The 19,478-nt window shown below is 65.3% G+C and carries 20 protein-coding genes; 12 read left to right on the forward strand and 8 right to left on the reverse strand.

Annotated elements, in window-relative coordinates; genetic code table 11:
* The first annotated feature begins 11 nt into the window (after positions 1-11).
* Both HPY64_12860 and HPY64_12865 read left to right on the forward strand, forming a co-directional pair.
* The gene (locus HPY64_12860) at positions 12-2,408 is read left to right on the forward strand and encodes a hypothetical protein (GenBank protein NPV68027.1); all 2,397 of its coding nucleotides are present in this window, start codon (positions 12-14) and stop codon (positions 2,406-2,408) included.
* Complete coding sequence (locus HPY64_12865) at positions 2,405-2,914, forward strand: hypothetical protein (GenBank protein NPV68028.1); 510 nt, start codon at positions 2,405-2,407, stop codon at positions 2,912-2,914. Before HPY64_12860 ends, HPY64_12865 begins: the two co-directional genes overlap by 4 nt.
* A 3-nt stretch (positions 2,915-2,917) precedes the next feature.
* On the opposite strand, the gene HPY64_12870 is transcribed toward HPY64_12865, so the two are convergent.
* The 5 genes from HPY64_12870 to HPY64_12890 form a co-directional block, all read right to left on the reverse strand.
* Complete coding sequence (locus HPY64_12870) at positions 2,918-3,760, reverse strand: hypothetical protein (protein ID NPV68029.1); 843 nt, start codon at positions 3,758-3,760, stop codon at positions 2,918-2,920.
* Between the two features lie 38 nt (positions 3,761-3,798).
* Positions 3,799-4,257, reverse strand: coding sequence for a GNAT family N-acetyltransferase (locus HPY64_12875; GenBank protein NPV68030.1), 459 nt, complete (start codon positions 4,255-4,257; stop codon positions 3,799-3,801).
* 85 nt (positions 4,258-4,342) lie between these two features.
* Positions 4,343-4,870, reverse strand: coding sequence for an NAD(P)H-dependent oxidoreductase subunit E (locus HPY64_12880; protein ID NPV68031.1), 528 nt, complete (start codon positions 4,868-4,870; stop codon positions 4,343-4,345).
* Positions 4,871-5,232: 362 nt separating this feature from the next.
* Positions 5,233-6,279, reverse strand: a complete 1,047-nt coding sequence (locus HPY64_12885) for a hypothetical protein (GenBank protein NPV68032.1) — start codon at positions 6,277-6,279, stop codon at positions 5,233-5,235.
* Positions 6,280-6,513: 234 nt separating this feature from the next.
* Positions 6,514-6,840 (reverse strand): hypothetical protein, encoded by a 327-nt coding sequence (locus HPY64_12890; GenBank protein NPV68033.1) that lies wholly within the window; start codon positions 6,838-6,840, stop codon positions 6,514-6,516.
* A gap of 193 nt (positions 6,841-7,033) precedes the next feature.
* Here HPY64_12890 and HPY64_12895 point away from each other — a divergent pair, with 193 nt between their 5' ends.
* Positions 7,034-7,771, forward strand: a complete 738-nt coding sequence (locus HPY64_12895; protein ID NPV68034.1) for an SIMPL domain-containing protein — start codon at positions 7,034-7,036, stop codon at positions 7,769-7,771.
* Positions 7,772-8,337: 566 nt separating this feature from the next.
* The gene (locus HPY64_12900; protein ID NPV68035.1) at positions 8,338-8,961 is read left to right on the forward strand and encodes a hypothetical protein; all 624 of its coding nucleotides are present in this window, start codon (positions 8,338-8,340) and stop codon (positions 8,959-8,961) included.
* A gap of 7 nt (positions 8,962-8,968) precedes the next feature.
* Here HPY64_12900 and hisA read toward each other — a convergent pair whose 3' ends face one another.
* The 3 genes from hisA to HPY64_12915 all read right to left on the reverse strand — a co-directional run bounded on the left by hisA (position 8,969) and on the right by HPY64_12915 (position 10,715).
* Positions 8,969-9,700 carry a 1-(5-phosphoribosyl)-5-[(5-phosphoribosylamino)methylideneamino]imidazole-4-carboxamide isomerase gene (hisA, locus tag HPY64_12905; GenBank protein ID NPV68036.1) on the reverse strand — a complete coding sequence of 244 codons (732 nt, stop codon included), beginning with the start codon at positions 9,698-9,700 and terminating at the stop codon, positions 8,969-8,971.
* A 97-nt stretch (positions 9,701-9,797) separates the two neighbouring features.
* Complete coding sequence (hisH, locus tag HPY64_12910; protein ID NPV68037.1) at positions 9,798-10,409, reverse strand: imidazole glycerol phosphate synthase subunit HisH; 612 nt, start codon at positions 10,407-10,409, stop codon at positions 9,798-9,800.
* A gap of 15 nt (positions 10,410-10,424) precedes the next feature.
* Complete coding sequence (locus tag HPY64_12915) at positions 10,425-10,715, reverse strand: DUF503 domain-containing protein (protein ID NPV68038.1); 291 nt, start codon at positions 10,713-10,715, stop codon at positions 10,425-10,427.
* A 178-nt stretch (positions 10,716-10,893) separates the two neighbouring features.
* Here HPY64_12915 and HPY64_12920 point away from each other — a divergent pair, with 178 nt between their 5' ends.
* The 8 genes from HPY64_12920 to HPY64_12955 all read left to right on the forward strand — a co-directional run bounded on the left by HPY64_12920 (position 10,894) and on the right by HPY64_12955 (position 19,476).
* Complete coding sequence (locus HPY64_12920; GenBank protein NPV68039.1) at positions 10,894-11,667, forward strand: class I SAM-dependent methyltransferase; 774 nt, start codon at positions 10,894-10,896, stop codon at positions 11,665-11,667.
* A gap of 31 nt (positions 11,668-11,698) precedes the next feature.
* On the forward strand, positions 11,699-12,949 hold the full coding sequence (locus tag HPY64_12925; GenBank protein ID NPV68040.1) for an MFS transporter: 1,251 nt from the start codon (positions 11,699-11,701) through the stop codon (positions 12,947-12,949).
* 25 nt (positions 12,950-12,974) lie between these two features.
* Entirely contained in the window at positions 12,975-13,937 is a 963-nt protein-coding gene (corA, locus tag HPY64_12930; GenBank protein NPV68041.1) for a magnesium/cobalt transporter CorA, read from the forward strand.
* A 220-nt stretch (positions 13,938-14,157) separates the two neighbouring features.
* Positions 14,158-14,730: a cytochrome c gene (locus HPY64_12935; protein NPV68042.1), complete on the forward strand. Its 573-nt coding sequence runs from the start codon at positions 14,158-14,160 to the stop codon at positions 14,728-14,730.
* A gap of 101 nt (positions 14,731-14,831) precedes the next feature.
* Complete coding sequence (locus HPY64_12940) at positions 14,832-16,211, forward strand: SH3 domain-containing protein (protein ID NPV68043.1); 1,380 nt, start codon at positions 14,832-14,834, stop codon at positions 16,209-16,211.
* Positions 16,212-16,422: 211 nt separating this feature from the next.
* Positions 16,423-17,085 (forward strand): LON peptidase substrate-binding domain-containing protein, encoded by a 663-nt coding sequence (locus tag HPY64_12945; protein ID NPV68044.1) that lies wholly within the window; start codon positions 16,423-16,425, stop codon positions 17,083-17,085.
* A gap of 209 nt (positions 17,086-17,294) precedes the next feature.
* Positions 17,295-17,723: a MarR family transcriptional regulator gene (locus HPY64_12950; protein ID NPV68045.1), complete on the forward strand. Its 429-nt coding sequence runs from the start codon at positions 17,295-17,297 to the stop codon at positions 17,721-17,723.
* A 256-nt stretch (positions 17,724-17,979) separates the two neighbouring features.
* Positions 17,980-19,476, forward strand: a complete 1,497-nt coding sequence (locus tag HPY64_12955; GenBank protein ID NPV68046.1) for an extracellular solute-binding protein — start codon at positions 17,980-17,982, stop codon at positions 19,474-19,476.
* The last annotated feature ends 2 nt before the right edge of the window (positions 19,477-19,478 follow it).

Below are 19,478 nucleotides of genomic sequence, written 5' to 3' on the forward strand. Positions count from 1 at the left end.
CAGGGCGGACGATGGCGACACTGCTGGGCATGGGATTGCTTTCCGCAGCGGCGCTGGTGCTGCAGGTGGCGCTGACCCGCGTCTTTTCCATCGCCCAGTTTTACCATTTCGCCTTCCTGGTGATCAGCCTGGCCCTGCTGGGCTTCGGGGCCAGTGGATCGCTGCTGGTGTTGTGGCCGGGTCTGCGCCGCCCGGAGCGCGGGGCGTGGCACGCCCTGGGCTTTGCCCTCAGCAGTGTTGCCGCTTACCTGTTCGTCAACCTCCTGCCGTTTGATTCGTACAGCATCGCCTGGGATCGGGCGCAGGTGGCCCTGCTGGCGGCCAACCTGCTGGCCCTGGCCGTGCCCTTCGCCTTCGCCGGGGCGCTGATCGCCGCCCTGCTCAGCGCGGAAGCCGCCCGCGCCGGGCGAATCTACAGCGCCAACCTGGTCGGCTCGGCGGCGGGGGCGGCGCTGGCCCCGCTGCTGATCGGCGCACTGGGCAGCGAGCGGGCCGTTCTGCTGGGCGCGGCGCTGGGAGCGGTTGCGGCGCTCGTCCTGGTGGAACGCGGGCGGCGCGCCCTGCGGACCGCCTCCTGGGGGAGTCTGGCTGCCATCCTGCTGCTAATGGTGGCGCTCCCCGACCCATTGCAGATCCACCCTTCACCCTACAAGCGGCTCAGCCAGTTCCGCCTGAACCCGGACGCCACGATCGTCGCCACACGCCAGAATGCCTACGCCCGGCTGGATATCGTCGCCAGCCCGACCATCCACTCTGCGCCAGGCCTCAGCCTGACCTATCTTGGGGGGCTGCCATCGCAGATCGGCCTGCTGATTGACGGCGACGTGCTGTTGCCGGTCATGGAGACACACGGCGCGCCGCTGGCGCTGGCCCGCGCCCTGCCCACAGCTCCCGCCTATGCCCTGCGCCCCGGCGCCAGCGTCGTCGTGCTCGGCTCCGGCGGCAATATGGAGACCTGGGCGGCGCTGGTGAATGGCGCACGGGCAGTGACAGTTGTCGAGCCGAACCGCCTGGTCTACGATGCGCTGACGGACGACCTGCGCGGCGTGGCCGGGATCGCCGGCTACCCGCATGTGGATATCCTCCACCGCGAAATCCGGACGTTCGCCCAGGAACGGCCCGCCCGCTACGACATAGCGGTGCTGACGCTGGCCGACAATTACCGCCCGATCACCTCCGGCGCGTTCACCCTGACCGAAAACTACACGCTGACGGTCGAAGCCTTCCGCGCCTATCTGGACCTGCTCAACCCGGACGGCCTGCTGGTCTTCAGCCGCTGGCTGCAATCGCCACCCAGCGAGACGCCGCGCGCCCTGGCGCTCGTGCTGGAGGCGCTGGCTGACCGCGTCCCTGACCCGCGCGATCACATCTTCGTTTTCCGCTCCTTCCAGACGGCGACCTTTCTTGTCAAGCCAATGCCATTCACGATGGCGGAGGTCAAGGCGCTGCTGGACGCCATCGAGCGCCTGCGCTACGACCTGGTCCTGGCCCCGGATATGCCCGATCTGGCGGAGCGGATGGCCGGGCTGGTCAACCGCTTCGCCCGGCTGGAGACGCCAATCTACCACGAGACGCTCACCACCCTGGCCGACGCGCCCGACCGGGCCGCTTTCTACGCCGCCTATGACTTCGATATCCGCCCGCCGACCGACGATCACCCGTTCTTCTTCCATTTTTTCCGCTGGCGGCAGACGCCGGAAGTCCTGCAGAATCTGGGGACGCGCTGGCAGCCGTTCGGGGGGAGCGGATTCTTCGTGCTGCTGGCGCTGCTGATCTTCGCTGCTGTGGCGGCGCTGCTATTCGTACTGGTCCCGGTCGCGCTGCGGTCGCGCTTCCGGGAGGCACTGCGCGGGGCGGGACGCGGGCGGGCGCCCCGCGTTGCCGTCTACTTTGCCGCGATCGGGCTGGCTTACCTGCTGGTGGAAGTCGCCCTGATCCAGACGTACATGCTGACGCTGGGCCAGCCGACGCTGGCCGTCGCGGTCGTGATCGGGGCGCTGCTGCTGTGGTCGGGCGTCGGCAGCGCCCGGCTGGGCCAGCGGGCCGGGCGGTGGTGGATCGCGGCGCTGGCTGTCATCATCGCCCTGACCCCGCTGATCGTCCGGTTGCTGACGCCGCTGCTGTTGCCGCTGCCGCTGGCGCTGCGCGTCGCGGCGGTGATCGCCCTGATCGCGCCGCCGGGCCTGCTGATGGGCGTGCCCTTCCCGCGCGGGATCGCCGCCCTGCGCGGCACGCCGGCCCTGGTGCCGTGGGCCTGGGCGGTCAACGGCGGGGCGTCGGTGATCAGCGCCGTGCTGGCTGTGATCGTAGCCCTGTCGTGGGGCTTCACGGTGGTGTTGCTCTGTGGCGGCGTGCTGTACCTGCTGGCGGCGATACTGGCCGACTCAGGAAAGGAAGGTGAAGGATGATGCGCCTGTTACGCAGCGGGCCGTTGGCCGTCCTGCTTTCGCTGATTCTGCTGGTGATCCTGGTCGTGGTGCTGGTGGACGGCGCGTTCACCCTGTTGACGCGCCCGCAGTACGTGACGGTGGATATTCCTCTGCCAGGAGGCGAAGCCTGGGGTCCCGCCCAGACCGCCCGCGCGACCTTCAACAATGGCACCGCTGCTCTGGACGTACGCTGGCAGGCGACGACGCTGGCCAGCGGGGCAACCTGGGAAGAGGCATTGACCATCTTCCGCGATACCCTGATCGGTCAGGGCTGGGCGCCGCTGGCCGCGCCCCCGGCCATTGATCCGTGCCCGGCCGTCCTGGAAGAGCTGGGGATGGGCGGGGCGGCGACGACCTGCTTCGGCCCGGCGGATCACGACCGCCCGGATCGTCAGCCGCCGCTGGTCTGCCTGGCCGGGGAAGCAGCTGGCGATAGCCTGCGTGTGGCGCTGATCACGGCCTCTGCTCCCCACGCCAACTGGTAGCGATCAGGTCCAGACGTTGTCTGGCGGCCAGACACCATCCGGCGGCGTGCGGCTCAGCGCCGATTCGATCACCCGCCGATCCATCCCGAAGATGTCGCTGAGCAGTTTCGGCAGCGGACGGGCCGCCGTGACCGCCAGATGTACCGGCTCCTCCCGTCCGACGGTGCGCCGCACCAGCCCTTTGTCCTCGCTGTAGCGCCAGAACTGTCCGCCGCGCAGTTTCTGGATGATCACCTCATCCAGGAAGAGGCCATCCGGCGCGTGGTCGCGCAGCAGCCGGGCGTGAAAGCGCTCCGGATCTACCGGCGTGCTGTTGACCCAAAAGGAAATCTGCTCAAACTGGCGGCTGGTGCGCCTGACCAGCCAGCGATCGGCGGCCACCGGCGCGGCGTGATAGTCGTAGACCGGCGTGGCGACGGATGTGCTGACGTCCGGGTCAAGCGGCAGGGCCGTCGGGATCGGGTAGCCGACATCAGCCAGATAGCGCGTTCCCTCCAACGTGACGATCAACGCGCAGTGCGGCTCGATCGTCTTCGTGGTCATGTCGCACAGGGCCAGCGTGCTGTGGAAGCCGATCGCGTCCAGCACCGCCTTGAGCGCCAGGTTGCTCTCAAAGCATGTCCCGCCGGTTCCCAGCCGCAGCGCATCGGCAAAGAACGCTTCCGGCAACCGGGCGTAATCGGCGGGCGCGCCGGGCTGCTGGTGGCGGGCGATGCGCGAGGCCGATTCCCAGGGGATATGCATTGCCCAGGCCAGCAGCAGACGGTTGAGGTAAGGCAGCGTCGGCGCGGGCGGCGCGCCATTGAGGCGCAGGTGGGTCAGGATGGCGGGCAGGGGCAGGGACATGGCGGGCGTCTCCCGACCGGGCGGCTGATCTGGAACAGCTACACGTCCTCGCGATCGCGCTTGGTGAAGTAGATCACACCCTCAAAACGGCTGTAGCCGGCTTTCTCAAAGAGGGCGATGCTGGCCTCGTTCCAGGCCTCGACATGGGCGGCCAGGACGTGCAGGCCGCGCTCATCGTGCAACACGCGCTCGCATTCCCGGATCAGGCGCAGGCCCAGCCCGTGCCGCCGGTAGTCAGGATGGACAGCCAGTCGGTTGATCCAGCCGCGGCGGCTGTCGGTGGTAGCCAGCGCCACGCCCACCAGCCGTTTCTGCCCGTTCTCTGGCCCTACCTCCAGGCCGATCGCCACCTGGCAACCGGAGGCGAGTTGAGCGGCAAATGCCTCCCGCGAATCGCGGCCTACCGGGCGGATGTGCAGCCCGGCGGCTTCCCACAGGGCGCGTATGGCGTCATAGTCGGCAGCGGTCAGGATACGGACGGTGATGGTATCGGTCATCGGTTTTAGGCCCCTGAATCAGCAGGGGCGTACCGGAGATCATACGCCCCTGGTGCTGATGTCGATGGCAACCTGGCGGAGCGTCTTACCCGGCGTCGCCGTCGCCGGACGGCTGCCCGGCGCTGGCTGACGCTTCCGCTGCCGCCGCAGCGCGCCAGCCCGCGATCAATTCCCGGATTACGGCCATGTCCAGGTTCTCATAATAATGGAAGTTGCACTGTAGCACCGGCGCTTTGTCACAGGCAGCCAGGCACATCACCCGTTCGACCGTGAACAGGCCGTCAGCGGTTGTACCGCCGTCTTCCACGCCCAGCTCGGCCAGCAGCTTCTGGTAGAACTCCTCCGCGCCGCGCAGGGCGCAGGGCAGATCGGTGCAGACCTGGAGCCAGTACTTGCCCTTCGGCTCCTCGCGGAACATGGTGTAGAAACCGGCGATGGAGCGCACCTGGGTGGGGTCCACGCCGATCAACTCGCCGATCTCCACCAGCGCCCCGTCGGTGATGTAGCCGTATTCTTCCTGCGCCAGGTAAAGCAGGGGCATCACCGCCGAACGGCGGTCGGGGTACTTGGCAAAGATCGCCTCGATGCGATCGGGATATTTCTCTTTGAGCATGAGCGCGCATTACCTCTTGAATTGCGTGGCCGGGCACTGGAGCAAACTATAACACATCGCGTCTGCTCTGCCAGCGGTTCTCGCCCCTGACCTTTCGTCGTCGCGGAATAGCGAGCGGGAAAAGGGACCGGGAGGCAGGGCAGTCTCCCGGCAGCGCCGGCAGGTATCTGTGGATAAGCGAGGGGAAGATTGTGGATAAGGCGGGCGGAAGTTGTGGATGGCTGGGGATGGTTGGGTGGATAAGCGGGCAGGTTATCCACAGGCAGCCTGCCTAACCCTGCGCCGGGTCCCATAAGCAGAGCGGGAAGGTACGGTCGGCGTGCCGTACCTTCCCGCAGGCGGAAAAGTGCATTCAGGGAGGATTATTCGCGGGTCACCGTGCCGGTAGCCAGCCCGATCGACAGGCTGGTATCCCGCGCCGCAGGGATGCCATAGTAAAGATAGTATGTTTCATCCACGACGACCAGCGTTGGCCACCATGGCGCATCCAGGGCGCTCAGGGCCACGATCGGCGCGTCGCCGATGCGCGTCCAGTGGATGCCGTCTGCGCTGCTGGCGTAGCCGATGCCGGGCAAGACACCTGCCTCCTCTACATGGGCGCAGGGCAGCCCAAAGTAGACCATATCCCAGCCCGCTGGCCCGGCCCATACACTGGCTTTTTGCACCGTGCCGCCATCCCAGGAACCCGGCGGCCCAACGTCCAGCACCGGGTCGTAGCGCATGAATGGCCGCAGTTCCACCTCCGGATCGTCATACTTCTCAAAGGTCAGACCATCCGGGGAGATGGCCAGGCCGATGGATGGCCGCAGGTAGGTATCCCAGCCGGTGTAGTAGAGCAGGATCGTGTCATCCTGGCGGACGGCGTCGGTCGCCGCGATGTAGTGATCCCATGAGCCGGATGTGCCTTCCAGCACCGGCTGGCTTTCGATCATCCAGGGGCCGGTGGGCGCGGCGGAAGTGGCCCGCAGGATCGAGCGAGCGGGCATGATCCCCGGCAGGGGGTGAGGATTGAGGTACAGCACCCAGCCGCCATCATGCAGGACCGCCCCTACGGAAACACCACACTCAAAAGGACGGCGGCAGCGCTGGATGATCGGGTTGCCGACGTAACGGGTCCAGATCACGCCGTCTTCCGATGTGGCGTAGCCTACCGCCCAGGCTTCACGCTCCAGGGAGGTGCCGCCTGTGTAGAACAGGTGGAAGCGCCCGTCCACGTAGATCACATCGCCGGGCATGACAAAGCCGGAATCCCAGGCCCCTGCCGGACCGGGCAGCAGCACGGGCGCGGCCCGTGGCGTAAAAACCACCTCCGTAACTGCTCCGCCGGTCTGGGCGGCCAGGGCAGCGGGGAATAGCAAACCGGCCAACGCTGCCAGCGCAAGCGTGAATACACGGCGATAGAGCATCACACCTTACCTCCTTTGGTGAAGGCTACCGCAGGCAGGCAGCTTGCGGCAGCGGCTGCCGGGGGGCGCCGGGGTGTGATGGGAGCGGAAAGGGCGGAGCAACGGAGCACCGGTCGGCAGACGACCGGAGCGCAAGACAACCAGCACGCCATCGCCGGAGTGCTTCAGGCGAGGCAACGCGAACCCTCTACCCTTATTAAACGGCAGGCGGCGAGGGGTGTCAATATTGCCGGGTGTTCACCCGGCGAAAAAGCCGAAGTCCACGTAGCCGCATAGCGCGCCCTGAAAGGTGAGCAGGCCGTGATCTTTAAAGACAAAGACGCGCCGGTCGTGCCGCTTGAGTTTCTTTTTCAGGCTGTTCCATTGCGAACGAGTCGGTGTGCTCTGCCCTTCCGCCAGGGTGAAATAGTCCAGGCTGAAGATGGCGCGGAAATGCCCGTCCTCATAGCGGTTGAGCTGGCGCAGGCTGGTCTTGTCCCGACCAGGGGCGGTAAGCACCGTGGCGGCAAACCGGTGGACGGCGTCGTAGGGGCGCGGATGGAAACGCGGCAGGTTATCAGACATATGATCCGGCATGCTCCTGACGTGATCGTGCTTTCCTGCGGCGGGGCCGCCAGATGTGCCATCCCCGCCGCCATTCCAGTATAGCCGGGAACTTTTGGGGCGCGACAGGCGTCATAGGGTATGGCGGGCGTGACCCGCCGCCATCGACCTATCATATTCTGGATGCCCATACTGTAGAGGGGAGTTTTACACCATGAGGAAGCACTGGATGATCACCGGCATGGCTGCCCTGGCGCTGACCGCTCTGGCGGCGGCGCTTGCCATCAGCGGCGCAATCGGTGCGCCGGTCGCCGCGCAAAGTCCCGCCCCCGGCACGATTACCGTGCGCGGACTCGGAGAAGCCAGCGGCGCGCCTGATGTCGCCTATGTGTCGCTGGGCGTCGATACGCGCAACGCCAGCCTGAGCGAGGCGATGAGCGAGGCGAACAGTGTGATGAACGCCGTAATCGAGGCCGTGCGCGGCCTGGAGATCGCCGCCGAGGATATTCAGACCGTTGATTTCAGCGTCTGGTCAGACGAACCAATGACTCCGGAAGGCACTCCCGCTGAAGGGACGCGCTTCTACCGCGTGACCAATGTCGTGCGCATCACCGTGCGCGACACAAGTCTGATGCAGAACGTGATCGATGCGGCAGTGGCCGCCGGCGCTAACCGCATCTACGGCGTAACCTTTGGCCTGGAGGACCCTGCCGCGCTGGAGCGCGACGCCCGCCTGGCTGCCCTGGAAAACGCCCGCGAACGCGCCGCGCAGATCGCTGAGGCTATCGGCGTGACCCTGGGCGAGCCTACGATTGTGGTTGAGGGCGACTCCTTTGGCCAGGGCGTGGTCATGGACATGGCGGCTCGCGGCCTGGGCGGGGGCGGCGGAATCCAGCAGGGCCAGCTCAGCGTCCAGGTGCAGGTGCAGGTCACCTTTGCGACGGTGCGCTAACAGCTGGTGCAGCAAGTCCTGAAACAGGCGGGGCGCGCCGGGCCGGATGCACCCCGCCTGTGCCGTCTTGCCGGCGGTGATTCATGCCTGGCAGGATTAGGCACGTTGCACAGGCAGGCTTGATCCCTGGCCTGAGTCGTTGTAGAGTGAAAATAACAACGGCCCGTAACCAAACAATGCCCATTGGCCAGGGCCACCAATGGGGGAGCCGCCTGAATACCCGCCAACGGCTGGCAGTCGGGATAGCGGGCGCGGGACGCCTCATCTACAACAGATCGTTGTAAGTACGCCGGAATGGCGCCTTGGGAGGGCAGTCTCCGCCAGGGGAAAAGATCCCACCACCGCGCGGAAAGAAGCGATTCAGCTGGCTCCAGTTTCAAGTGCAGCGGTCCGTCCAGGTGGCGGACCGCTTGCTTTTGCGGGCGTTCTATGCTGGAGCGCCGCTGGAGCGCCCCCTGCCCGCTGGCCGCTATCCCTGCCGCAGAGGTCGGTGTACAATCCGTGCAGCCACTGACAGCGCCGCTGTCGGCACCAATCCGACCGGTGACAGGGAGAGTCACAGACCTATGCGCGAGAATGAGGAAGCACGGGCCAGCGCACTGGAAGAGATCAAGACGATCATGACCCGCCGCCAGCTGCAGGTGGAACTGCTGGAACGGCGGATGGAAGCTTTCACCGCCCGGCTGTTCGCCGGTTTTGAGGAAGGCATCCGCCGCCTGAACGAGGCGGGCGTACAGAACATCAGCGCCCCGCGCTACTCCAAGCACCCCGTAGGTGGCTGGCGGCGCGTCCTGCAGATCGGGATCGAAGACTGGCGGATCGCCGCCGTGCCGCTGGCAGGTGTTGCCTGGCCCAACGTCAACGATGAGGCCATGATCCCCGGCCAGGCCTTCAAGGAGCCATGCGGGCGGCTGGCCTTCTTTCTCCTGCAGGGCGACGACCTGCAGGCTACCGCTTTCTACGATGTGATTGTCCTGCTCGATGGTTCCTGGTTTGCCTGGGGCTATGGCTGGCCCAAACAACAGGACGACATGGACAACACCGATTTTGTCGCCCTGGCGCTGGATTTGCTGGCTACCTTCGTTAAGGACATCCACCTGACCTGGGGCACGCGCAACGAGACTACCCTAACCGACGCCATGGACCCCAAGCGGCGGGCCTACCGCTTTGGCCTGCCGGGGCGGGAATAAGCCCGGCTCAGGACAGATCAGCGGCGACGCGCAGGGCGTCAGCCAGGCTGAAGACGCCTTCGTACAGCGCCTTGCCCACCACTGCCCCGGCCACCTGACCGGTCGCCCGCAAGGCGCGGATGTCTTCCAGGCTGGCCACGCCGCCGGAGGCGATGACCTGCAGGCCGGTTTCCACCGCCAGGCGGGCCGTACCGGCCACGTCCACTCCCTGCAGCCCGCCATCGCGGACGATATCGGTGTACAGGGCGTGTACCGCCCCGCGCCGGGCCAGCGCCCGCCCCAGTTCAACCGGCGTCCAGGCGGAAGCCGCTTGCCAGCCATGGATGGCTACCTGCCCGCCGCGTGAATCCAGGGCGACGGCCAGCCGCTCCGCTCCCCAGCGGGCCACGAACGCCTCTACCAGCGCCGGGTCCTGAGCGACCGCCGTGCCCAGGATCACCCGCGCTGCGCCCGCGTCAAACGCCCGCGCTGCGTCCTCCAGTGAGCGGATGCCCCCGCCAAACTGAATCGGGATGCCCAGGCCGGCCAGCCTGCCCAGGACGGCCAGGTTATCATTGGCCGTTTGGAAAGCGCCGTCCAGGTTGATCACGTGCAGCCAGGCTGCCCCGGCCTCCTGCCAGCGGTGGGCGACGGCCAGCGGGTCGGCGCTGTAATGGGTCTGGCGGGCGGGATCGCCCTGTTGCAGGCGGACAACCTGCCCGCCGCGCAGATCGATGGCAGGGTAGAGAATCATAGGCAACCTGTCTGCAAATCCGTTTTGGAGCCCAGACAAAAGGTTTTAAACCCCTCGTTATCCAGCCCAGGCGGCGGATAGACACTCAATCCAATATAGGCGCTCAGCCCACCATTGCCACAAAGTTACGCAGGAGGCGCAGGCCGACCGCCTGGCTCTTTTCCGGGTGGAATTGCACGCCGTAGACGTTGTCCCGCGCCACTACCGCCGGGAAGGCCACCCCGTAATCGCAGGTAGCCACCACGTCAGCAGGATCGGTCGGAGCGCAGAGGTAGCTATGGACGAAGTAGGCGTAATCACCGGCGGCGATCCCGGCCAGCAGCGGTGACTCCTGGACGGGCTGCAGCTGGTTCCAGCCCATGTGCGGGACCTTCAGGCCCGGCAGCGTCGGGAAGCGGACGACCCGCCCGGCCAGCAGGCCCAGCCCGGCATGTTCGCCCTGTTCCTCGCTGACCTCAAAGAGAAACTGCATCCCCAGGCAGATGCCCAGCAGCGGCACATCGCGCTCGACGGCTTCCCGGATGGCCGGTTCAAAGCCGCGCGCCCGCAGACGGGCCATGCCCGCCCCAAAAGCGCCCACCCCCGGCAGGATGATCGCCTGCGCGCCTGCCAGATCGTCCGGTACAGCGGCCACGCGGGCCGCCGCGCCCAGGTGGCTAAGGGCATGCAGCACGCTGCGCAGGTTACTGGCTTCGTAGTCAATGACTGCGATCATAGTCCTCGCCGTCCCTCAAACATGAATGGCTTCGATGGCGTAGTCCACAACTTCCAGGTCAGGACGGTAGTCTTCGATCCAGCGCACGACGTTTTCCAGCACCTGCTCGGCATGGCTGGCGCTGGTGCTGACGGCAGCCAGCCCGATCGTGCTGGATTGCCACACATCATGCAGGTCGACCTCCGCCGCGGCAACATGGAACTTCTTGTGCACGCCGGCGATCAGGCCTCTGAGCACGCTGCGCTTTTGCTTGAGCGAGCTGACGCCCGGCAAAGTGAGTTCGATCTGGCAGGTGGCAACGACCATAGCTCATCCCCCGGTGGCACGCCGGATCACCCTTTGCGTACAGGCTGCCAGCATACCATCCCCGGCGCAAATTGCACACAAAAACATACCTGGCCCGCTTGACAGACCTCCCCCGCCGGGATAACACTGGCAATGAGCGGTATGCCGGAATGTAAGAGGCCGGAGGAGGGCCGGAGCCGTGAACCGCAACCCGCTCTCTCGCGAGCACCTGCTGGCGGTGGCGGCGCGGGTCGGGGGGTGGCATCGTCGGGATTATACCCGCGTACGCGCCACCCGCGACCCCGTGCCCTGGTATTACGCCGAGATCGTGCGCCGCTACCTGCGCCCGACCGACAGCGTGCTGGATATTGGTACAGGTAGCGGGCGGCAATTCCTGAGCCTGGCCCGCTTCTTTGCCCGTGGCGTGGGGATCGACCCGGATGAAGCGCTGATCCAGGCGGCCCAGGCCAACCTGCCGCCTGCGCTGGCGGGGCGGATCGCCTTCCTGACGATGCCCATCCACGACCTGCATTTCCCTGACGAGTCGTTTGACGTGGTGCTCAACCGCCAGGCCATCATCCATGTGGACGAAACAGTGCGCGTGTTGCGGCCCGGCGGCCTGTTCATCACCCAGCAGGTCGGCCCGCGTAACGCCGAAAACATCACCCGCGTCTTTGGCTGTACGGCGAGCGGGCAGTACCGCGCAGTGGCCGGGCAGGACCCGGACAGCGTGGCGGCGGCCTTCCAGGCTCGCGGGTGCGCGATCGTGTGCCGGGCGGAGTACAACGTGCCGTACTACTACGCCGACCTGAACTCGCTGGTTTTCTGGTTGCAGGCGGTTCCCCTGCCGGAAGACTTCGACATGGCCCGCCACTGGGAGCAGGTGGCGCACATCGCCGCCGCCTATACTACGCCGCGCGGCATCGCCACCAACGAGCATCGCCTGCTGCTCATTGTTCGCAAAGCGCTGTGATCTGCACCGAAAGGGAAATAGCGCCATTCATATGTCTCAGACCACCATCCCCCGTACCGAAGCTTCCCGCCCCGCCTGGCGGAGCCTGCCGCGCAATGTCTGGGTGGTCACCGCCACCAGCTTCCTGACCGATGTTTCCAGCAACATGCTCTTTGACCTGATGCCGCTCTTCCTGGCCAACGTGCTGGGCGTCAAGACCAACGTCATCGGCCTGATCGAAGGCATCGCGGAGACAACCGCCAGCCTGCTCAAGATTTTCTCCGGCTGGCTTTCCGACCGGCTGCGCGCCCGCAAGTGGCTGACAGTGGCCGGGTATGGCCTTTCAACCGTCGCCAAGCCGTTTCTGTACATCGTCACGTCGTGGTGGGGGGTGCTGGCTGTGCGCGTCACGGACCGCATCGGCAAGGGCATCCGCACCGCCCCGCGTGACGCCCTGGTCGCCGCCAGCATCGACGCCGATCACCGCGGCCTGGCCTTTGGCTTGCACCGCATGGGCGATACGCTCGGCGCGGCGACTGGCATCCTGATCGCCCTGCTGATTGTGTTGGCGACCCAGGCCGGCGGCCTGACCCTCAGCCGGGAGACCTTCCAGGTGGTCGTGATCGCCAGCATCATCCCGGCGGTGCTGGCCGTGATCGTCCTGGCCGCCGGGGCGCAGGATGTGCCGGTTACCAGCCAGGCGGAAGCACCGCGCCTGACCCTGCGCGGTTTTGACCGGCGCTTCTATGGCTTTCTGCTGGCGGTGACGGTCTTCACGCTGGGCAATTCGGCAGACGCCTTCCTGATCCTGCGCGCTCAGGAACGGGGGCTGACTGTGGCCGGCGTGATGGGGATGGTGCTGACCTTCAACCTGATCTACGCGCTGATCTCCGGCCCGGCGGGCGTGCTCTCTGACCGGATCGGCCGCTACCGGCTGATCGTCGGCGGCTGGCTGGTCTATGGCCTGCTGTACCTGGGCTTCGCCCTGGTGGAACAGGCATGGCAGATGTGGGCGTTGTACGGCCTGTACGGCATTTACTATGGGGCGGTGGAGGGTAACGCCCGTGCGCTGGTCGCCGACCTGGTTCCGGAGGAAAAGCGCGGCACGGCTTACGGCGTGTATAATGCGGCGGTGGGCGTACTGGCCCTGCCTGCCAGCGTGATCGCCGGCCTGCTGTGGAGCGGGATCGGCGGCTGGGCGGGCTTCGGACCGCGGGCGCCGTTTCTGTTCGGGGCGGTCCTGGCCCTGATCGCGGTGATCCTGCTGCGGATCGGGCTGACCCCACCAGCAGACGACCGTTAGCGAGCAGGCAGTTCAGGGGGCGAGCATGAAGATCACGGTGTTTGCGCCGGGGGTGGTCCGCGAGGCCGCGCCAGAGGAGTTGCCCGCGTTGCTGGCGACGGATGGCACGCTCTTCTGGGTTGATATGACCGGCCCGACAGACGAAGACCTGCATGTCCTCAGCGAAGTGTTCCGTTTTCACCCGCTGGCTATTGAGGACACTCATAACCAGGAACAGCGTCCCAAGGTTGAGACCTACGCGAACGAGACATTCATTATCTTCAACGCGGTAACCCTGAACGGGGACGAGACATTTGCCACCCGTGAACTGGATGTGTTTCTGGGGGAGCGCTTCCTGGTCACTGTTCATGCCGCCCCGGAACCGCTGGTGGAGGAGGCGCTGCGCCGGGTTTGCCGCGCCCCGGCGCAGCTGGCCGCTTCTGCCCGCCACCTGTGCTACGTGCTGGCCGATGTGCTGGTCGACCATATCTTCCCGGTGATGGACGCGATAGAGCAGGAGAGCGAAATCCTCAGCGATATCGTCCTGGCCCAGCCGGATCAGAGCAGCCTCAACCGCCTGTTCACGCTCAAACGCTGGGGGGCGGAAGTGTGGCGGCTGGTCTGGGTGCAGCGGGAGATGCTCAACGATCTGGCCCACGAGTGGGATATCCAGGGCGGCGGCACCGATCTGCGCTACTACATGCGCGATGTGATCGACCACCTGACCCTGCTGGCCGATATGATGAGCGTCCAGCGCGACATGATCACCGGCCTGATCGACCTGTACATGTCGGCCACCTCCAACCGCCTGAACGTCATCGTCAACCGCCTGACGGTGATCACAGTTGCCATCGGCGTGCTGACTGTCTTCGGCGGCTTTTACGGGATGAACTTCCTGCAGACCTGGCCGCCGTTTGAGGCCTGGTGGGGGGTGCCGGTTGTCATCCTGATGATGGCGGCGGTGGTGGCCGTACTGTTGCGGGAGTTCCGGCGGCGCGGTTACCTGTAGAGGCAGACAATAAGCGACAGGAGAAACCGGTAGGCCAGCCCGTCGGCAGGCCGCAAAGAGCCGCGAACAGTGGGTGGAAACAGGGCAGGCGGCTGGCATACCATGCCTCAGCGGGGGTCTCCCGGCCTCCTTTGCCTGCTTGCCAGTCATTTTCCAGACTGTTATAATCCAATTCGTTTGCTGCGTTTTTCACAGTTACCGGAGCAAGGGACAGAAGACCATGACCGGAATCTTACGTATGGCGGCGCTCCTCGCCCTGGCAGTGCTGCTGCTGGCAGCCTGTGGCGCGCCAGCCTATATCAGCGAGGGCGAACACGGGGTGAGCGACAACGGCCATGCTGCTGTTGAAGGCCAGGAATCGACCTCCGGCAGCGGAGAAACAGCCGGAGCAGACGCCCCGGCAGCAACTGACGCCGATAGCGGCGGGCACATGCATCCTGCTGTGGGATCCGCCCAGCCCGCCGAGCTACCCGTCCCGCTGGGCGATCCAGGCCGGGGCGCAGAACTGTTCAACACGATGTTCAGCGAGGTTGGCTTTGCCTGTGCCACCTGCCACCGGGTCGATTCGGAGGAGCAACTGGTCGGCCCCGGCCTGCTCAACGTGGCCAGCCATGCCGCCGGGCATGTTCCTGGGTTGAGCGTGGAGGAATACCTGTACCAGTCGATCACCGATCCAGGCGCTTATGTGGTGCCAGGCTTCCCGGATAACCTGATGCCGCGCACTTACCGCGAGCTGTTCACCGACGAGCAGATCGGCGACCTGATGGCTTACCTGCTGTCGCTGAGCGGCTAAGACGTTCCGACCCGTTACGAGGGTTGGATAGCCCCGCTGGCCCGGCTTCACTATAATGGAGCTACAGGCATGGAGAGCAGCGGCAGGAGAGGACACGGGCCATGCACACGGCGGTGAATTTGCGCGGTGGAAGAATCGGGAGCGGGCTGGGGCGGCTGGCGCTGTTGATCGCCTTGCTGGCCGGGCTGGCGCTGGCGCTCAGCGGCGCGGCAGGGATTGCCGCTCAGGAGGAGCGCGCGCCGGTTGTGCTGGTCACGACGGCCAATCTGCATCTGCGTGCTGCGCCAAGCACGGCCTCGGCCATCTACTACACCGCTCCGCAGGGCACAACCGTGACCGCTACGGCCATCAGCCCCAACTTCAACTGGCTGCGCGTGACCTATAACGGCCAGGGTGGCTGGATGGCCCGCCAGTACCTGGAGCTGCAATCCGGCGACGTGGCGACGCTGCCCATCTCCAGCGATCACGTCCCTCCGGCGGTGATCTCCCCCTCGCCGATGCTGGGCCTGGGCGATGTCATCGTCGAGGCGCTGGTTGATGTCCACCTGCGCACTGATCCTGAAGTGGTGGAGGACGACCCGGCCACCACATTTGAAGAGACCAATGTCATCACCGTTATCCCCGCCGGGCGCACGGTTTCAGCGCGTTCGATCAGTGCGGATGGGCTGTGGGTGTTTGTGGAATATGGCTCCTACCGCGGCTGGGTGCGCGGGCGCTACCTGAACGCCGTCGGCGGGCGGGTGCCGCCGCCGTTCATCGCCTCTGTGCCGATCGATGAGGGCGGGATCGGCTTCGTCGCCGACTCGACAGCGATCCTGCCGGGCCAGTGCACCACTCTGCGCTGGGCCGTGCAGGGCGATGGCTCGGTTTACTACAAGGCGCGGGCGGTAGCCAGCCAGGGCGCGCGCCAGGAATGCCCCACCCAGACCACCCGCTACAGCCTGACGGTCGTCCGGCCCGGCTACCGGATCGAGCAGCGCTTTGTGACGGTGGCCATCACCCAGGCCCGCGCTGAATTCCGGGCCACGGCTCAGATGATCCAGCTTGGCCAGTGTGTCACCCTGAGCTGGGAAACCCAGGCTATTGACCGGGTGTACTACAACGGCGAACCGGCGCCAGTGGCCCTCAATGGTTCCCGCGAGGAATGTCCGCGCCAGACGACCACCTACCGCCTGCGGGCTGTCACCCTGACCGGGCAGACCATCGACCGCGAACTGACCATCACGGTTTATTCCGGCCCGCAACCCGGCCAGCAGGTGATTATCTCCTTCTACGCCAACCCGGCCCTGATCTCCGCCGGTCAGTGCGTCGACCTGATCTGGAACACCTCCGGCGCGGTGCAGATCTACTACCAGGGGCAGCCTGTCGGGCCGAACGGCACGCGCCAGGAATGCCCACTGGCTACCACGACCTACATTCTGCGCGTCTATACCATCGATAACCGGACGCTGGAATACCAGGCGATGGTGACGGTGCAATAGAAAAGCGGGGAGCAGGGAATCAGGAAGCGGGAGGCCGGATGGGGGGGTAAGCTAGGAATTGCCCCTCATCTGGCCTCCCGGCCTCTGTTCCCGCCTCCTGCCTCTTCTTCTGCCCGTTGCTGGCGCGTATGGGGCCTGGGCGAAAGTTGTGCTATGGTAAAGGTAACATCACCGCCGCCCGCCCGAAAACCTGAGTAGAAGCCGGACGATCATGATTGAGCTTCCGCTGTTTCCGCTGCACACCGTCCTGTTCCCCGGTATGCCGCTGACCCTCCACGTTTTTGAGGAACGCTATAAGCTGATGATCCGGCGCTGCCTGGAGCAGACGCTGACCTTTGGCGTTGTGCTGATCGAGCATGGCGCGGAAGCGCTCGGCCCGCTGCCCGTGCCGTACCGCATCGGTTGCACCGCTCATATCCTGGAGGTGGAGACGCTCAGCCAGGGCCGGTTGAACATCAGCGCGCTGGGGCGCAGCCGCTTCCTGATCGAAACGCTCGATGCGGAGACCCAGCCGTACCTGATCGGCCAGGTCAGCCTGATCCCGCTGCCCGGCGAGGACACGGCGGCACTGCGGCGGGCCGATCGCCGGTTACGCGGCTGGGTAGAACGCTACCTGCAAGCGCTCAAGCGCGCCGGGCAGATCGACACTGTCCCCATTGAGCATCTGCCCCGGGACCCGCTGGCCTTTGCCTATCTGGCCGCCACATTGCTTCAGGTCCCCCCGTTGCAAAAGCAGGCCCTCCTGGCCGCGCCCGATGCCCTACAACTGGTGACCGACCTGAATGTCCTCTACCGCCGCGAGGTCACCCTGCTGGCCGCCCTGCTGGAAAAACCGGGCGACTCCCGCCGGGCGGAGAACTTCCGCCTCAACTGATCAGGCGTTGACTTGTGCGAATCATCCAGTGAGCTTTTGTTCAACTTGACGATCGGGGCCATCCGGCATAAAATAATTGCAACCGCAATCGTTGCAGCCCGAACAATCTGCGTGACGATCAGTGCCCTTGTTACTCCCTGCTTAATAAGGAGCTGGTCTTGGATCATGTATCTCCCGGGGCACGCACTTCGGTTCAGCTGCAGTACCGTATGATCCACAACATTTATGTCCTCCTCGATGACGGCGATCGGCGTGTACTGCAGCGTTTTGGCCTGACTCTGCCCCAGTATCGGGTACTCAAAGCACTGGCTGAGGAGCGCGATGTGCGCCTGACCGCGCTGAGCGATCGGTTGCTGCGGGCCAAGAGCACGATCACCCGCATTGTTGATCAACTGGAGCGCGATGGGCTGGTGACTCGCGCTTCGGATTCAGACGATCGTCGCGCCTGGCGGCTGGCGCTGACTCCCGCCGGGGTCGAGTTGCTACAGGCGGCCCGCGCTGCGCATGAAGAAGCCGTGGCCTACCGCTTCAATCAGGCGCTGGATGCTGGTGAGCAGGCCCGGTTTTCCGAGCTGCTGACCAAGCTGCACGATTCGCTGGTGGATACGCTGAACACGCTGGGCTGTAGAGAGGAGTAGCAACGGAAGGCGACAGGACCGTCGGCCCCCTGCATATTGCCAGGCCGCAGGCAAATAGCTTTAAGCCTCTTGCCCGGAGCATTCTAGAACGTTTTTGTAGGGAAGTATTCAGGTGATAACTGGCTCCAGAATGATTAAGCAAGTGTTTGCACACAGGAAGGAGGTGGCAAACACAAAAATACCTGTGGCAATCGGTTGACGCGTTTCGCAACCGTCCGTCAATTTCGCAGTGCCTGAGTGTTACGGAGGAGTGAGCATGAAGAAGCACCTGATGTTGTTGACTATCGTCATCCTGATTCTGGGCAGCCTGGCTCCGGCGCTGGCGCAGGAAGCAACCTCGCTGGTGATCTGGGCGGATGACACCCGCGCGCCGATCCTGGCGGAAGTCGGCAAGGCTTTCACCGAGGAATACGGCGTGGAGGTGATCGTGCAGGAGATGGGTTTCGGCGATATCCGTGACGGCCTCAAGGTCGCCGGCCCCGCGGGTGAAGGCCCGGACATCATCATCGGCGCCCATGACTGGTTGGGCGAGCTGGTGATCAACGGCCTGCTGGCCCCGATCGACCTGGGCGATAAGGCGGCGGAGTTCTTCGCGCCGGCGGTGGACGCCTTCACCTATGACGGCGTTCTCTACGGCATGCCCTATGCGATGGAAAACCTGGCCTTCATCTACAACCCTGAGCTGGTGGAAACCCCACCCACCACGTGGACCGAGGTGAAGGAACTCTCTGCTGAAATCCAGGCTTCCGGCGCGGCCAAGTACGGCTACATCATCCGCACCAACGACCCCTATCACTGGATGCCCATGTTCAGCGCCTTTGGCGGTTATGTCTTTGGGCGTGATGAAGTGGGCGCTTATGATCCCACTGATATCGGCCTGGACAGCGAAGGCGCGCTGGCGGCTGGCGCTTACCTGCAGAGCCTGGTCGAAGAAGGCCTGCTGGTCCCCGATATTGACTACGACATCGAGCACACCATGTTCGAGACCGGCGAAGCGGCCATGATCGTGACTGGCCCCTGGGCACTGCCGCGTATCAAGGCCTCCGGCGTGCCGTATGCGGTGACCATGATCCCCGGCGAGGTTCAACCCGCCAGCCCCTTCCTGGGCGTACAGGGCTTCATGATCAGCGCCTTCAGCCAGAACCAGATGCTGGCGGAAATCTTCCTGCTGGACTACGTGGCTAACGCTGACGTCATGCAGCAGATCTTCGACGCCGATCCACGCCCGTCCGCTTACCTGGCCGTGCGGGAAGCCATCACTGATCCAGACATCGCCGGTTTCGTGGCTGCCGGGGCGAATGGCGCGGCCATGCCCGCCATCCCGGAGATGGCCTCCGTCTGGACGGCCTGGGGCAACGCGATGGAGCTGATCATCCGCCAGACCGAAAGCGCTGAGGCTGCCCTGACCAACGCCGCGGCGCAGGTGCGCGAGCTGCTGGCCACCGACCTGAGCAGCATGGTCAACATCCCTGGCTCCTGGCAGGCGGCGGTAGGTTGCGCCAGCGACTGGGACCCGGCCTGCAAGGTGACCGCCCTGACCGACAACGGCGACGGTACCTTCTCCGGTACGTTCAACATCCCGGCTGGCAGCTATGAGTACAAGGCCGCCCTGGGCGGTAGCTGGGGCGAGAACTACGGTGTCGATGGTGTCCGCGATGGCGGCAACTACTCGCTGGTTCTGGAAGCCGACTCGGTCGTGACCTTCACCTACGACTCCGCAACCCACCTGGTGACCGTGACCATCGGGGAATAAAA

The sequence above is a fragment of the Anaerolineae bacterium genome (assembly GCA_013178165.1).
GTDB lineage: Bacteria > Chloroflexota > Anaerolineae > Aggregatilineales > Ch27 > Ch27.

What these genes read in the sequence shown, in the direction of transcription:
- HPY64_12860 (NPV68027.1), top strand. Translation starts at nt 12, where the DNA reads ATGGCGACACTGCTGGGCATGGGATTGCTTTCCGCAGCGGCGCTGGTG.
- HPY64_12865 (NPV68028.1), top strand. Translation starts at nt 2,405, where the DNA reads ATGATGCGCCTGTTACGCAGCGGGCCGTTGGCCGTCCTGCTTTCGCTG.
- HPY64_12870 (NPV68029.1), bottom strand. Translation starts at nt 3,760, where the DNA reads ATGTCCCTGCCCCTGCCCGCCATCCTGACCCACCTGCGCCTCAATGGC.
- HPY64_12875 (NPV68030.1), bottom strand. Translation starts at nt 4,257, where the DNA reads ATGACCGATACCATCACCGTCCGTATCCTGACCGCTGCCGACTATGAC.
- HPY64_12880 (NPV68031.1), bottom strand. Translation starts at nt 4,870, where the DNA reads ATGCTCAAAGAGAAATATCCCGATCGCATCGAGGCGATCTTTGCCAAG.
- HPY64_12890 (NPV68033.1), bottom strand. Translation starts at nt 6,840, where the DNA reads ATGTCTGATAACCTGCCGCGTTTCCATCCGCGCCCCTACGACGCCGTC.
- HPY64_12895 (NPV68034.1), top strand. Translation starts at nt 7,034, where the DNA reads ATGAGGAAGCACTGGATGATCACCGGCATGGCTGCCCTGGCGCTGACC.
- HPY64_12900 (NPV68035.1), top strand. Translation starts at nt 8,338, where the DNA reads ATGCGCGAGAATGAGGAAGCACGGGCCAGCGCACTGGAAGAGATCAAG.
- hisH (NPV68037.1), bottom strand. Translation starts at nt 10,409, where the DNA reads ATGATCGCAGTCATTGACTACGAAGCCAGTAACCTGCGCAGCGTGCTG.
- HPY64_12915 (NPV68038.1), bottom strand. Translation starts at nt 10,715, where the DNA reads ATGGTCGTTGCCACCTGCCAGATCGAACTCACTTTGCCGGGCGTCAGC.
- HPY64_12925 (NPV68040.1), top strand. Translation starts at nt 11,699, where the DNA reads ATGTCTCAGACCACCATCCCCCGTACCGAAGCTTCCCGCCCCGCCTGG.
- corA (NPV68041.1), top strand. Translation starts at nt 12,975, where the DNA reads ATGAAGATCACGGTGTTTGCGCCGGGGGTGGTCCGCGAGGCCGCGCCA.
- HPY64_12935 (NPV68042.1), top strand. Translation starts at nt 14,158, where the DNA reads ATGACCGGAATCTTACGTATGGCGGCGCTCCTCGCCCTGGCAGTGCTG.
- HPY64_12940 (NPV68043.1), top strand. Translation starts at nt 14,832, where the DNA reads ATGCACACGGCGGTGAATTTGCGCGGTGGAAGAATCGGGAGCGGGCTG.
- HPY64_12945 (NPV68044.1), top strand. Translation starts at nt 16,423, where the DNA reads ATGATTGAGCTTCCGCTGTTTCCGCTGCACACCGTCCTGTTCCCCGGT.
- HPY64_12950 (NPV68045.1), top strand. Translation starts at nt 17,295, where the DNA reads ATGATCCACAACATTTATGTCCTCCTCGATGACGGCGATCGGCGTGTA.
- HPY64_12955 (NPV68046.1), top strand. Translation starts at nt 17,980, where the DNA reads ATGAAGAAGCACCTGATGTTGTTGACTATCGTCATCCTGATTCTGGGC.